Source organism: Oligella urethralis DSM 7531 (assembly GCF_000372065.1).
GTDB classification, from domain to species: Bacteria; Pseudomonadota; Gammaproteobacteria; order Burkholderiales; family Burkholderiaceae_B; genus Oligella; species Oligella urethralis.
Genome location: NZ_AQVB01000005.1, coordinates 1 through 13,069 on the forward strand (window position 1 = coordinate 1; position 13,069 = coordinate 13,069).

Below are 13,069 nucleotides of genomic sequence, written 5' to 3' on the forward strand. Positions count from 1 at the left end.
GCGTTGCATGCGGATATTATAATATGGCCTATGAGCGACGACAACGATATTAGGCATGGACGACACTGCGTTTTTAAGATACATGTCCATGTGGTCTTTGTANCGAAGTATCGCCGCAGCGTGTTCGATGGAGATGCTATCAACCGGCTGCTCACCATCTTCGCCAAGGTCTGCGCCGATTTCGAGGCTGAACTGATGGCGATGGTTGGCGAAGACGATCACGTGCATCTGCTGGTCGAGTACCCGCCCAAGGTCGCCATTTCCAACCTCGTGAACAGCCTCAAGGGTGTGTCCAGCCGCCTGCTGCGCAAGGAACGGCCCGACATCCAGAAACGCTACTGGAAGGGCGTACTGTGGTCGCCGTCTTACTTCGCTTCATCCTGTGGCGGTGCGCCGATTTCCATCGTGTGGCAGTACATCAAGCAGCAGCAGACACCCCACTGAAACTCAAGGACGGCTACGCCGTCTGCGCTATCCTTCCCCGCCCTGAACGGAGGGGCTTGTCGCGCACCCGGTCAAGTAAAAAAATCAAATACTCACGTATCAGACTGACACTGAGCTTAATATCTTTGATTTGCATCAAAAAACAAATAATTTGTTAAAATAATAACCTTGTTGATTCAACTAGTGATGACTAGTTATTTTCATAGGTAGTGGTATGAGCAAAACCATCATTCTTGATGATAAGTCGGTGCACTGTAGTCAGTGCATGAGTAATCATCTCTGTATGCCGGCCGGTTTAAATGCACAGGAGACGGAAAAACTAACAGAGCTGGTTAAGGAGCGTATCCGTATCCCCAAAAATCAAGTCTTATTTCAAGCCGGTGATTCTTTCAGCGCTATTTATAGTGTGCGCTCTGGCTCGCTCAAAACGCAATTAGAAAGTGAAAATGGTCACATACAGATCACCGGTTTTTCACTACCTGGTGAGTTGATTGGCTTTGATGGTATTGCCACCCAAACGCACTCCTCTACCGCTATGGCCATGGAGGACTCTGAGGTCTGTGTTATTCGTTTAGATGATTTAGATCGTTTAGCTCAATCCATCCCCGCGCTTAATTCACAGTTACGTCAACTGATGGGTAATGAAATTAACCGCTCTCACCATATGGCCTTGACCTTAGGCTCACTAAAATCCGATCAACGCGTTGCCGCCTTTATTTTAAATATGGTGGATCGCTTAGCTCGTTTAGGTTATTCATCCAGTGAATTTATTCTACGCATGACACGTGAGGAAATTGGGGTCTATTTAGGTTTGACCTTAGAGACAGTTAGTCGCTTGCTGTCGCGCTTTGCCCGTGAAGGCTTAATCACGGTGGAACAAAAAGAGATTAGAGTATTAGACCGTGCAGGCTTACAAGCCTTGATAAAGAAAGAGAATCACTGATATCAACAGTGAATTACACTTATTTAAAAAGACCATGACAGTATCAGGCTGCCATGGTCTTTTACTATGAAGTATTATTTTTCAAACTGTGAGCGCAAATGCTCAGGAATTGGACGATCGACTGGCGGCAGAAAGCGTGGTGCCTCAGCATCGGCACTACGATCAATCTTTAAACCCTGGCGGTTTTGCTTATTCACCAAAGGGATATCTCTATCCTGAGTAAAGGCTAAATAAATCGTAATAATACACGCCACAACAACAATCGCTGGTCCTGCCATCAGGAACCATGGCCAACGCTCCTTGTACCATGGTTTACTTACTTGAGGCTCAATCGCGCCTACTTGATTTAATCCTTTTGAAGACATAATAAAACCTCAATTATTCGGGTACAAAGAAACTGCTGGATTTATCGATTTTGAGCTCCTTGCCCTCATCAATACTACGCACATGGAAGTCCATATCATAGCGACCTACCGCACTACCCTCTACTGGAGCACGCACAATCAGTGGAATCCATTGGTTGGTACGAGGTGAAACAACGATCGTATTAGAGCCACTATTCTCAAGATTGACATCCAGTTGTGACAGGGCAGGAGAAACAGCATCGATCCTAAACTCACGGGTCTCGGAACTCATATTGACTAATAGAACGCGGTAAACGTTTTCATAGTAACCACCTGGCACCTCTCGACCTAATGAATTACGGTCACGCACCACATCAAAGCGCAACTCGTTACGTAGGGCTAAGGAGGTCACAATGCTAGTAATAAAAATAACTAACAAGGTCAAATACACTAAGGTACGTGGTTTAAATAAACGCTTACGCTCTTCCTTCTTAGTCAGTCCCATCTTGATGCTGTTTTCAGAGGTATAACGAATTAAGCCGCGGGGATAATTCATTTTATCCATCACATCATCACAGGCGTCAATACAGGCACCACAGCCAATACACATATACTGTAAGCCATTGCGAATATCAATACCGGTAGGACAGACCTGTACACAGAGCGTACAGTCAATACAGTCACCTAAACCTAAAGCCTCAAGATCCGCCTTTTTGGAGCGTTTACCGCGTGGCTCACCGCGCTTCTGATCATAGGTTACGATCATTGTGTCCGCATCTACCATCACACTCTGGAAGCGCGCATAAGGACACATATAACGACAGACGTTTTCGCGCAAGAAACCAGCGGCTAACCAACAGAAACCACCATAGAGGAAAATCCAGAACCACTCCCAAAAACCAAGATCTAGTTTTAATAAGTTCGGAAATAACTCACGAATCGGTGAGAAATACGCAACAAAGGTAAAGCCCGTCCAAAAACCAACTAGGACCCATAAAATATGCTTAGTCGCCTTGATTCTAAACTTGCGTGCGCTCATCGGTGCTTCATCTAAGCGCATACGCTGAACTCGATCACCCTCTACCCACTTCTCTATATACATAAAGATCTCCGTGTAGACGGTCTGCGGACAGGCGTAACCACAGAATAAACGGCCGGCAATCGCAGTAAAGAGAAACAGCCCATAGGCCGAAACGATCAAAATAATGGCCAGATAGAAGACATCTTGAGGCCATAGGACAAGACCAAATAAATAAAACTTACGCTCGACCAAATCAAATAACACGCTTTGGCGACCGTCCCAGTTGATCCAAGGTAAGCCGTAGAATAACACCTGGGTAAACCAGATTAAGGCAATACGCCAATTATTAAAACGCCCCTTTACTGAACGCATATAAATTTTTTGCGTCAAGTCAACGAACTCAACCTCATCACCGTCCAGATTAGAGGGGATATGACCAACCACCGCAGTCTTTGGCTTGTGCTGGGCCTTGGATTTAGCATTTGCTGCGTGCTGACTATGACTTTCTGCTGCTTGAGGCTGCCACTCAGGCACCGCTTGGGGCTGCTCTGATGGTTTTTGAGATTTATCTTCGCTCATAATTTACCACGTCAATTGATTTATATATATCTAGATATTATACAGCCCAATTATCCTTGCGAACAATTGGGCTGAAATACAGGTGAAGTTTAGTATATTAAAATACGAATAAAATTACTCGTTATTCGATAAACCCCAAACATAAGCAGTTAACACATCAATTTGCTCAGGTGTTAAGTAATGCTTTTGTGGTGGCATAATGTTAGTACGACCTTCCATAATCGTTTTAACGATGGTTTGGTGTGAAGAGCTACCTAACCAAATATCATCGGTTAAGTTAGGCGCACCTAGTAATGGATTGCCTGTAGCATCGACACCGTGACATGCCACACAAACCTTGTCATATTGCTGCTTACCCTTAGCAATGAGGGTAGCGTCAGCATTAAGACCAGAAAGTGAACGCACATAATGCGCAATGGCATTGGCATTATCCGTTTGCTCACCCGCAGTGGTACCCAAGGCCGCACCTAATGGCGCCATTAAGCCAACGCGACCGTCAGTGATCACACCATGAATGTATTCTGGTGTACCAGCACCTAACCAATCATTATCAGTCAAATTAGGGAAGTCAGTTGCACCTCTAGCGTCAGAGCCATGGCACTGAGCACAGGTATTGAGGAATAAACGCTCACCAATAATACGGGCCTCGGGATCCTTGGCTAGTTCCTCTACGCTCATATCCTTAAAGCGAGCATATACTGGTGCAATACTTTCGCGTAATTGCTCCTGACCCTGCTCTACCTCATGCGCCGCTTGCCAGTTTCTAAGGCCACTCCATGAACCTACCGCTGGGTAAAGTACCATAATGCCCACACCAATCACGGTTAGACCGAGATACATAATAATCCACCAACGAGGTAGCGGATGGTTCAACTCTCGAATACCGTCCCACTCGTGACCCGTATCTTCAGTTACAACCGTTTTTTGACCTAGCCAAGAACGTTGAGTCCATAAAAGCCAAAGTACAAAGACTACCCCCAAGATTGAGACGACTGCGACCCATAACGCCCAGCCACTATTAACAAAATCACTCATGATCCTTGTCCTTGCGCTCACTATCAGCGCTTAAATTTTTTTCGTCCTCTAGACTAAACGGCAGTAGGGCCGCTTCCTCGTTATCCTTACGGCGTTGCTTGGAAAAAGCCCACCACACAATACCGAGGAAAACAACAATTGCCAAAAAGGTCGCAATACCGTTAAGCGCACCCCACATAGTTTAGCTCCCTCTAATTACTTCGCTTCAGCTGTTGTATCACGTTGGCGCCATGCGTTCATATAGCCAACACCAAGACTCTGAAGAAAAGCCACCACGGCATCCTCTTCAGTCTTACCGACTAGGGCTGCTGGTGCCTTCTCGATTTCTTCTTCAGTGTACATAGGCTTACCGTCATGATGCTCACCTAGCCAGTTAAGCGCACGCATCCGGGCTTGTACATCAAAACCCTCGACACTCTTATGCTGCAACCAAGTATAAGCAGGCATATTAGACTCAGCAACCACATCACGTGGATTACGTAAATGCACGCGATGCCATTCGTCCGAGTAACGACCACCCACACGAGCCAAGTCTGGACCCATACGGCGAGAACCCCATAAGAAAGGATAGTCGTACACCGTCTCACCGGCTTCAGAGTATGGACCGTAACGCTGCACGTCAGAGTTTAACAGACGAATCTGCTGACTATGACAGCCCACACAGCCCTCTTTGATATAGATATCACGACCGATCAACTCAAGTGGTTGATGCGGCTTAACACCCGCTGAAGGCTGGGTAGTTGAGTGTTGATGGAACAATGGAACAATTTGCACAAGTCCTGAAACACCTACCGTGATAAGGGTCAACACCATCAACATCGGTAGATTTCTCTCAATCATCCCGTGAGAGAAAAATTTAACTTTTTTATCATCAGACATTTTTAAAACCCTTTATCTTCAAATTATGCATTTGCTTCAGCAGCCACAACAGGTGCCGGCTTACCATGAGATGGCGCAGGTACCGGTGGGTTAACACCAGTGCGACCGATAACCGTAGCTAAGGTATTGAACAGCATAATCACAATACCGGTTAAGAATAAACCACCACCGATTAGACGCATAATTAATAAGATTTTCTTCGAAGCGAGTGCCTGTACAAAGCTGTAAGTTAAGGTACCGTCAGCCTCAATAGAACGCCACATCAAGCCTTCCATCACACCGGCAATCCACATAGAGGCAATGTATAACACAATACCAATGGTAGCTAACCAGAAGTGTAATTCGACTAATGATTTTTTGTACATCTGATCACGACCCCATAAACGAGGAATCATGTAGTAGATAGAACCGAAAGAAATCATCGCAACCCAACCTAAAGCACCAGAGTGTACGTGTGCAACCGTCCACTCAGTATAGTGAGATAGGGAGTTAACCGTACGAATAGCCATCATTGAGCCTTCGAAGGTAGACATACCGTAGAAAGACAATGAAACCACTAGGAATTTCAAGATAGGATCGGTTCTAAGCTTATGCCATGCACCGGACAAGGTCATAATACCGTTAATCATACCGCCCCAAGATGGCGCTAATAAGATTAAGGAGAATAACATACCTAAACTTTGAGTCCAGTCAGGTAGTGAAGTGTATAGCAAATGGTGAGGACCTGCCCACATATAAGTAAAGATCAAGGCCCAGAAGTGAACAATGGATAAACGATAAGAATAAATCGGACGCTCGGCTTGTTTAGGCACGAAGTAGTACATCATACCCAAGAAACTGGTCGTTAAGAAAAAGCCTACTGCGTTATGACCATACCACCACTGTGCCATCGCATCCTGTACGCCAGCATAGTAGGAGTATGATTTGAATAAACTCCAAGGCACTTGCAGGTTATTAAAGATGTGCAACATGGCAATGGTAATAATATATGCACCATAGAACCAGTTTGCCACATAAATATGCTTAGTGCGACGCTTAGCAACAGTACCGAAGAATACGATTGCATAAGCCACCCAAACCAAGGTAATTAGGATATCAAGTACCCACTCGGTCTCAGCATACTCCTTGGATGAGGTGTAACCCATCGAAAAGGAAACCGCAGCAGCCGCCCAAATAATCATCCAGCCATAAAAAGTAAAGCTGGCTAACCACGGGGCAAACAGCGTGGTATGACAGGTACGTTGTACCACATAGTATGAGGTCGCAAATAATGCACTACCACCAAAACCGAAAATCACCAAGTTTGTATGAACTGGACGTAAACGCCCATATCCAAAAAACTCGTTAAAGCTCAGCTCCGGGAACACGAGCTGGCTAGCAATAAATACACCCATTGCCATGCCGAGCACACCCCAGATAACTGTCGCGATCGAGAACTGTCGGACTATCTTATAGTTAAAGGTTTCCGACCCAATCACATTTTGAGTACTCATAGTACCTACCCTCTTTGTAAACAAAAAACTTATTAATACTAGTAAAGCTTGATTGCGGAAGAAGCGCTTTATAGTATGGGTTAATAAGAAAGAAACTAAGCTAGTTGTAACAAAACCCAGTCCCAAGTTATAACATTTTACTACAAAAGCTAAGCATTATGTATTAACTAAAAACCTTGTTCTGATGTAAATCAAAGTTGAAGTGCAGATATTACCCTATTCTGTGGAATTTTTTATGATTATTCCGCTACTCAATGATTTTAAGAAAGCTTAGGGTGTGCGCTAGCAGGATGACATTGAACCATCAGCGATGACTTATTTTATGCTGATCGCCATTTAGATGACTCGTACTATCATCATCATAAAGAATGGAATCACCCTTTTCATCAATATCATCATATTGACCTTTAAATACCGCCCAATATAAAAAGAAACTGATAAAGCCAATAAATACAATCGTTAGGCTACCGAGAATTAAATAGATTTTCATACTGAATCGCTTCCAGCTAGCTTAAGTCCTAGCATACGTATTGATGGTTCTCATCATCTCTACTGCATTACTGCGTTTCTTGCTTCCAGCTCAGAGCGGAAGCGCTTATATAAGCGCCAGCCCATGAGACCAACCCACATGGAGGAGATAAACATAATAATGGCAGCTAACCACGGCGACACCAAACCAATCATTGCCAGTGGCGTCATCAACAGATGAAAAACAATGGAGACAGTTAAACAAAAACGTGCAGTGTGACGCGTTCTCTGCAAGATTGACTCAAGCAAGGTCTCATCAACTTGTGATGCGGCAGCGGCATTAATTAACACAGTACGGGCAGCGGCGTAGCAAGACGGCACCGACATAGCCATTGCACAGGGGCAACTCATCACAAACAGTGAAACCGTCACTGCTAGGGCATGAGCCGGATCAATATAAAAATACCACACTAAACCACTGACCACCGCCAGGGCTATCTGTATCATCACAAAGTAAAAGGCATAACGATCCGCATGCGCCATATCCTCATCACGACACTGCTTAATTCTGTCGAGCACATGGTGCTCACCAGCGATATATGATGACTGCACGGCAATATACTCTAAATAACGTGCCGTCAACAAAAAGGCAATAAACATTACGATAGAATCGTAATACACCTCACCCTGATGATAAATGGTGGTATGCACGCTAGGAAAAAAGGCCACTGCAATTCCCAACGCCACGGGTAAATTCATATTGACCATGCTATGGCGATGCGCAAACTCACTATCGGCGGCAAAGAGTCCCTTCCAGATGGGTACTGCACAATAAAAAAGTACCGGAATAGTCAGCAACAAGCCGATCCAATTTAATAATACCAGAGCAACCTCAAGCGACTCTTGAATATCCGTGCCCATGTACTGATGCTTGAAGTAGCCAGGCGCAGCAAACATCATCACCTGCATCATAATCAACCACGACAAGCCTAAACGCACCACCATGCGGCGACGCTCTAAACGCTCAGCCGCTGGCAGATCCTTTGGTATGGCAAAAATTGAAACCGCTTTCATTAGTCGTCGTCTAAAACCTAATTAAAAATACCATCGGACAGATAGCGGTCACCTCGATCACACACGATGAATACCACTGTACCACTGGTCAGGCGCTTAGCTGTGCGAATCGCTGCGACTAGCGCACCAGCAGAGGAAATACCACCAAAAATACCCTCGCGCGCTGCTAAATCCCGCGCCATTTGCTCAGCCTCGGCCTGCTCAATCGGTTCAAAAACATCAATCATCTCAGGCTTAAAGATCGCTGGCTGATACTCCGGCGCCCACTTACGGATACCAGGAATCGAAGCACCGGGCGCTGGTTGCGCACCGATTAATTGGATGGATGGATTTTGTTCCTTTAAATACTTGCCGGTGCCCATCATGGTACCGGTGGTACCCATGGCACTCACAAAGTGAGTAATTTGACCCTGCGTTTGCTGCCAAATTTCAGGACCGGTTGACGTATAGTGAGCTGAAGGATTATCAGGATTACTAAACTGATTGAGAATCAGCCCCTTGCCCTCGCTTTGCATCTGCTCAGCTAAGTCACGTGCATACTCCATACCACCTTTAGCCGCCTCAGTCAGGATTAATTCTGCACCATAAGCCTTCATTGAAGCCCTACGCTCAAGCGATAAATTATCCGGCATGATTAAAATCATCTTATAACCACGAATCGCGGCTGCCATGGCCAACGCAATGCCGGTATTACCACTGGTGGCCTCAATTAAGGTATCACCTGGTTTAATTTGACCCCTTGCCTCAGCCTCGGCGATCATCTTAAGTGCGGGGCGATCCTTAACCGAGCCGGCGGGATTATTACCCTCTAGCTTAGCTAATATCACGACCTGATCCGACACACCGAATTGCTGCGGCAAGCGCTGTAAACGAACTAAAGGGGTATTACCTACCACTTGGTCAATGGTGGGATAATGAACTGATTTTTCAGACATAGACTTAAGGCACCGAAATAGTTAACAAAAAGCAAGCGATATGCAATTACAAGTAATCATTTTAACACTTAAGCCAGCTTCTGCTGCTAAAGTTTACTATCAGCTAGCGCACGCCATGCCCATCGTCCTTAGCAGCGGCACACAAGCGACTACTTTGGCTTGACCCAATAAGGTTCTGCGCTGACGGATGAGGACCTACCTTGCACACGCTTTTTGACCGCCACCACTTCCTGTGCTACCTGCGATTTCAGGGTGGCGCTGGATAACAAGGATGGCTTTGGCTGCCCTGAGGTTTCCCCATGAGCAATAATCAACCCCGCTTCCACCAGCTTAGCGGCTCGCTTTTGACCTAAGCCCTTAACCCGCAGGGCAAAGTCCTCAAGCGACTCAAACGCACCAGCACGCTCCCTCTCCTCAATAATTCGCGTCGCTGTTTTTTCACCAATTCCCTTAATACTTTGTAATTCTGTCTTGGTCGCGGTATTGACATTCACCGTTTGGGCAAAGGCCACTGACGCGCCAATAAGAAAAACACTAATAAGCACTGCCAAAAAAGATAATCTGCTACACATAACAATCCCCATCATCAATTAAAAACACTTAATTAATTATGGGGAAAGCAAATAGTAAATGTGTTTAAGTGGCTATTTTTAGCCAGTCGACTAGCCGCCGCTTAGTGGTTTAGCTCTGTGCCAGCAAGTGCTTGACGTACTCGGCCACTCCCTCTTGTACCCGCTTAAAGCGATGTTGATAGGCACCCACTTGTCTAAGCTTATCAGTATTCGCTTGCGTAAAGCTTTGGTAACGCCCCTTTAGATCCTCGGGAAAATCAATGTATTGCAGAAGACCTTGAGCGATCTGCTCCTCCAAACTAAGCGGTGCCTCTCCGCGCGCTTGACGTACCGTATTAATCACCGTATGAGCAATATCATTAAAAGGTTGCGCTTGCCCAGTACCGCAATTAAAAATACCACTGATTTGCGGGTTTTGCATAAAATGCAGATTGACGTTGACTACGTCTTCTACATAAATAAAGTCACGCACTTGCTCACCAGGACCGTAACCATCATATTCACCAAATAAGCGCACCCGCCCTTCAGTCATAAACTGATTAAAATGATGAAAGGCAACCGAGGCCATGCGGCCTTTATGCTGCTCGTTAGGACCATAGACATTAAAGTAACGCAAACCAACAATCTGCGCCTTACGCTCAGCCAAACGACGGCGTACCACCTGATCGAAGAGGAATTTAGAATAGCCATATACATTTAATGGTCCCTCTGACGCTAACTCTTCAGTAAAGCGCTGTTTGGCCCCATAGGTAGCGGCTGATGAGGCATATATGAAGGGAATACCTCGCTGCTGACAATAATTTAATAACTCCAACGATACTTGGTAGTTATTATCCATCATATAGCGACCATCGCGCTCTGTGGTATCGGAGCAAGCCCCTTGGTGAAAGACAATAGAAATGGGGGGCAACTGATCAGCCAGCAGCTCCTGGCGGAAAAGATCCTTATCCTTATAATCGGCAATTTGATGATTGCGTAAATTCACAAATTTATCGCCTTGCAATAAATCATCAACCGCTAAAATATCATCCAAGCCCTGTTGATTTAAACCTTTTAGCAATTGACTACCAATAAAGCCAGCGGCTCCAGTTACAACTATCATAACAATTCCTCTGCACTAACAATCGATGTCCCTAACTTGCCCACCACGATACCGCCTGCCTTATTTGCCCACTTAATTGATTCAGACCAACGCATACCAGCCGCACGAGTCACGGCCATGGTAGCTAACACAGTATCGCCAGCACCGGACACATCAAAGACCTCTTTCGCTTCAGCATTCACATGATGCACGCCATCAGCCGCAAATAAGGTCATCCCCTTTTCAGAACGAGTAACCAGCAACGCCTCTAAGGCCAGTTTCTCGCGTAAGGCTTGTGCCTTTTGCACTAACCCCTCTTCATCTTTCCAGGTACCCACTGCTTGCGTCAATTCCAACTGATTTGGGGTTAATAGACTGGCATATCGATAAAGTGAGTAATCCGTCCCCTTAGGATCGACCAAAACCGGCACCTGATGCTGATTAGCAAGTGCGATCATACTTCTAATATCTCTTAAAACGCCCTTGGCATAGTCTGATAACACCAAAATATCATGTTCAGCAATCAAATCAACAAGATGCTGATAAACACTTCTTAAACTATGATCAGTAGGTGAATGCTCAAAATCAACCCGCAGCATTTGTTGCTTTCTGCCTAAAATTCGCATTTTTAAGGTGGTGTTGATATGCTGATCTAGGCTAAGCACTGCATTAATACCCATATCATCGCACAGACTTTGCAAACGCTCGCCACCCTCATCAACCCCAATAACTCCCAACAAGGTTGCTTGGCCACCCAAACTAACCACGTTACGTGCTACGTTAGCGGCACCGCCTAAGCGATCCTCCTTTTTGACCACACGAACAACTGGCACCGGCGCTTCTGGTGAGATGCGATCGACCTCACCAAACCAATATCGGTCTAGCATCATGTCGCCGATGACTAAAATTTTTTTATTTTTAATTTGAGCGATAGGATAAGGGCTCATACTACTTTCCCTCTAAGCGCTTGGTTGAATACGTTTCCCATTGATTACAACCAGGGCACTGCCAATAAAATGATTGAGCTTGAAAACCACAAACACGACATTCACGACGATCTAAACGCTGTGCATGTTGATGGATAATTTTATATAGAAAATCCACCTGTAATATCTCGGCTAAGGCACTGGACTCGCTGGCGGTGAAACCCGTTTCTGCTGCTGACGAGGCTTTGAGTTCGGACTCAAAAAATTTACTTAGACCAAGTAAGCTAGGATGCGCCGCTAAGGTTTTAGCAGCAAAACGACGAGCCACCTCATCATCACCTTGTAGACGATAGTGCTTAAGTAGTATCACAAATAGATCAAGCGAAAAATGTGCTTCAAAATGATGTGCTAATAACTCAAGCCCTCGCGCTAACTGATCCGTCTGTTGATAATTTTGTAATAACTTCTCAGCCACCAAGCTACTATAACTAGGTGCATCATTCAGTACACTCTCAAGCTGCAATCGTTGATTCTGAGTTTGTCCTTGTTGTGCAGCAATCTCTGCTCGCAGCATGGCTATACGCGCCATGGACGCTTCACTACGTTGTTCAAGCGAATCCACCTGCATCGCCTGTTCTGCTTGATCTAGATGCTTAATCGCCTCATTCAGATTAGCGGGTTGCGTGCGTAGTGCCTGCTCAACCAATTCACAATGATAATGAACCAGGGCTGGCACCGGCTCGTTTAATAGCGCTTTGAGTCTTTCAACCATTTCGATGGCTTTAGGCCAATCATGCACCGACTCATAAATACGAATCAGATGACGGATGGCGGAAACACTCAGGCTCTGACTATTCATCACCCGTTTAAAAGCCTCTTCGGAACGATCAAACATCCCGGCTTTAAAATAGTCCTGACCAATTTGATATAAAGCCTGCTCCTGATCCTTACGTGGTAAATCGGCACGATTCAAGAGACTCTGATGTACACGAATCGCCCGTTCAATCTCACCGCGACGACGGAATAAATTACCTAATGCAAAATGCAACTCGGTGGTTTCTGTATCAAGTTTAGCCACCTCGATAAAGGCATCAATCGCTTTATCGTGATCCTCATTTAATAAAAAATTCAGACCTTTAAAATACGAATCTGGCAACTGCCGCGTCTCCGAGAGCATTTGTTTGAAGTCTACTCTAGCGGCTATCCACCCCAATGCAAACACAATGGGAATTAAAATAAACCACCAAACCTCGAAATCTACACCTGCTTCCATGG

Annotated in this window: 15 protein-coding genes; 2 read left to right on the forward strand and 13 right to left on the reverse strand. The window is 45.4% G+C overall.

Annotated features, from left to right (window positions below; genetic code table 11):
• Nucleotides 1-30 precede the first annotated feature (30 nt).
• Nucleotides 31-444, forward strand: coding sequence for an IS200/IS605 family transposase (gene tnpA, locus A3GA_RS0104065; protein ID WP_081606593.1), 414 nt, complete (start codon nt 31-33; stop codon nt 442-444).
• A gap of 214 nt (nt 445-658) precedes the next feature.
• Nucleotides 659-1,387 (forward strand): fumarate/nitrate reduction transcriptional regulator Fnr, encoded by a 729-nt coding sequence (fnr, locus tag A3GA_RS0104070; protein WP_018026116.1) that lies wholly within the window; start codon nt 659-661, stop codon nt 1,385-1,387.
• Nucleotides 1,388-1,461: 74 nt separating this feature from the next.
• Here the strand turns inward: fnr and A3GA_RS11290 are convergent, their stop codons facing one another.
• From A3GA_RS11290 to lapB, 13 genes are all read right to left on the reverse strand, one after another.
• Nucleotides 1,462-1,752 (reverse strand): FixH family protein, encoded by a 291-nt coding sequence (locus A3GA_RS11290; RefSeq protein ID WP_065420995.1) that lies wholly within the window; start codon nt 1,750-1,752, stop codon nt 1,462-1,464.
• A 13-nt stretch (nt 1,753-1,765) separates the two neighbouring features.
• Complete coding sequence (ccoG, locus tag A3GA_RS0104080; protein WP_018026118.1) at nt 1,766-3,331, reverse strand: cytochrome c oxidase accessory protein CcoG; 1,566 nt, start codon at nt 3,329-3,331, stop codon at nt 1,766-1,768.
• A gap of 114 nt (nt 3,332-3,445) precedes the next feature.
• Nucleotides 3,446-4,366, reverse strand: a complete 921-nt coding sequence (gene ccoP / locus A3GA_RS0104085; RefSeq protein WP_018026119.1) for a cytochrome-c oxidase, cbb3-type subunit III — start codon at nt 4,364-4,366, stop codon at nt 3,446-3,448.
• The gene (locus A3GA_RS0104090; protein WP_018026120.1) at nt 4,359-4,544 is read right to left on the reverse strand and encodes a CcoQ/FixQ family Cbb3-type cytochrome c oxidase assembly chaperone; all 186 of its coding nucleotides are present in this window, start codon (nt 4,542-4,544) and stop codon (nt 4,359-4,361) included. The genes ccoP and A3GA_RS0104090 overlap by 8 nt, the downstream gene beginning before the upstream one ends.
• Nucleotides 4,545-4,561: 17 nt before the next feature.
• On the reverse strand, nt 4,562-5,245 hold the full coding sequence (ccoO, locus tag A3GA_RS0104095; RefSeq protein ID WP_018026121.1) for a cytochrome-c oxidase, cbb3-type subunit II: 684 nt from the start codon (nt 5,243-5,245) through the stop codon (nt 4,562-4,564).
• Between the two features lie 23 nt (nt 5,246-5,268).
• A complete protein-coding gene (gene ccoN, locus A3GA_RS0104100) occupies nt 5,269-6,738 on the reverse strand; it encodes a cytochrome-c oxidase, cbb3-type subunit I (protein ID WP_018026122.1) in 1,470 nt (489 codons plus the stop codon).
• 304 nt (nt 6,739-7,042) lie between these two features.
• Nucleotides 7,043-7,228, reverse strand: a complete 186-nt coding sequence (ccoS, locus tag A3GA_RS0104105) for a cbb3-type cytochrome oxidase assembly protein CcoS (protein ID WP_018026123.1) — start codon at nt 7,226-7,228, stop codon at nt 7,043-7,045.
• Nucleotides 7,229-7,287: 59 nt separating this feature from the next.
• Complete coding sequence (locus tag A3GA_RS0104110; protein ID WP_018026124.1) at nt 7,288-8,280, reverse strand: P-type ATPase actuator domain-containing protein; 993 nt, start codon at nt 8,278-8,280, stop codon at nt 7,288-7,290.
• Between the two features lie 17 nt (nt 8,281-8,297).
• Nucleotides 8,298-9,215, reverse strand: coding sequence for a cysteine synthase CysM (gene cysM / locus A3GA_RS0104115; protein ID WP_018026125.1), 918 nt, complete (start codon nt 9,213-9,215; stop codon nt 8,298-8,300).
• 149 nt (nt 9,216-9,364) lie between these two features.
• Entirely contained in the window at nt 9,365-9,760 is a 396-nt protein-coding gene (locus tag A3GA_RS0104125; protein ID WP_244264045.1) for a ComEA family DNA-binding protein, read from the reverse strand.
• A 136-nt stretch (nt 9,761-9,896) separates the two neighbouring features.
• Nucleotides 9,897-10,889: an ADP-glyceromanno-heptose 6-epimerase gene (rfaD, locus tag A3GA_RS0104130; protein WP_018026128.1), complete on the reverse strand. Its 993-nt coding sequence runs from the start codon at nt 10,887-10,889 to the stop codon at nt 9,897-9,899.
• Entirely contained in the window at nt 10,886-11,815 is a 930-nt protein-coding gene (rfaE1, locus tag A3GA_RS11295; RefSeq protein ID WP_018026129.1) for a D-glycero-beta-D-manno-heptose-7-phosphate kinase, read from the reverse strand. The genes rfaD and rfaE1 overlap by 4 nt, the downstream gene beginning before the upstream one ends.
• 1 nt (nt 11,816) lies before the next feature.
• On the reverse strand, nt 11,817-13,067 hold the full coding sequence (gene lapB, locus A3GA_RS0104140; protein ID WP_018026130.1) for a lipopolysaccharide assembly protein LapB: 1,251 nt from the start codon (nt 13,065-13,067) through the stop codon (nt 11,817-11,819).
• Nucleotides 13,068-13,069 lie beyond the last annotated feature (2 nt).

Bases quoted from the DNA above. Each gene is read 5' to 3' on its own strand.
- A3GA_RS11290 (WP_065420995.1), bottom strand. From the start codon at position 1,752: ATGTCTTCAAAAGGATTAAATCAAGTAGGCGCGATTGAGCCTCAAGTA.
- ccoP (WP_018026119.1), bottom strand. From the start codon at position 4,366: ATGAGTGATTTTGTTAATAGTGGCTGGGCGTTATGGGTCGCAGTCGTC.
- A3GA_RS0104090 (WP_018026120.1), bottom strand. From the start codon at position 4,544: ATGTGGGGTGCGCTTAACGGTATTGCGACCTTTTTGGCAATTGTTGTT.
- ccoN (WP_018026122.1), bottom strand. From the start codon at position 6,738: ATGAGTACTCAAAATGTGATTGGGTCGGAAACCTTTAACTATAAGATA.
- ccoG (WP_018026118.1), bottom strand. From the start codon at position 3,331: ATGAGCGAAGATAAATCTCAAAAACCATCAGAGCAGCCCCAAGCGGTG.
- ccoO (WP_018026121.1), bottom strand. From the start codon at position 5,245: ATGTCTGATGATAAAAAAGTTAAATTTTTCTCTCACGGGATGATTGAG.
- rfaD (WP_018026128.1), bottom strand. From the start codon at position 10,889: ATGATAGTTGTAACTGGAGCCGCTGGCTTTATTGGTAGTCAATTGCTA.
- ccoS (WP_018026123.1), bottom strand. From the start codon at position 7,228: ATGAAAATCTATTTAATTCTCGGTAGCCTAACGATTGTATTTATTGGC.
- lapB (WP_018026130.1), bottom strand. From the start codon at position 13,067: ATGGAAGCAGGTGTAGATTTCGAGGTTTGGTGGTTTATTTTAATTCCC.
- rfaE1 (WP_018026129.1), bottom strand. From the start codon at position 11,815: ATGAGCCCTTATCCTATCGCTCAAATTAAAAATAAAAAAATTTTAGTC.
- fnr (WP_018026116.1), top strand. From the start codon at position 659: ATGAGCAAAACCATCATTCTTGATGATAAGTCGGTGCACTGTAGTCAG.
- A3GA_RS0104110 (WP_018026124.1), bottom strand. From the start codon at position 8,280: ATGAAAGCGGTTTCAATTTTTGCCATACCAAAGGATCTGCCAGCGGCT.
- cysM (WP_018026125.1), bottom strand. From the start codon at position 9,215: ATGTCTGAAAAATCAGTTCATTATCCCACCATTGACCAAGTGGTAGGT.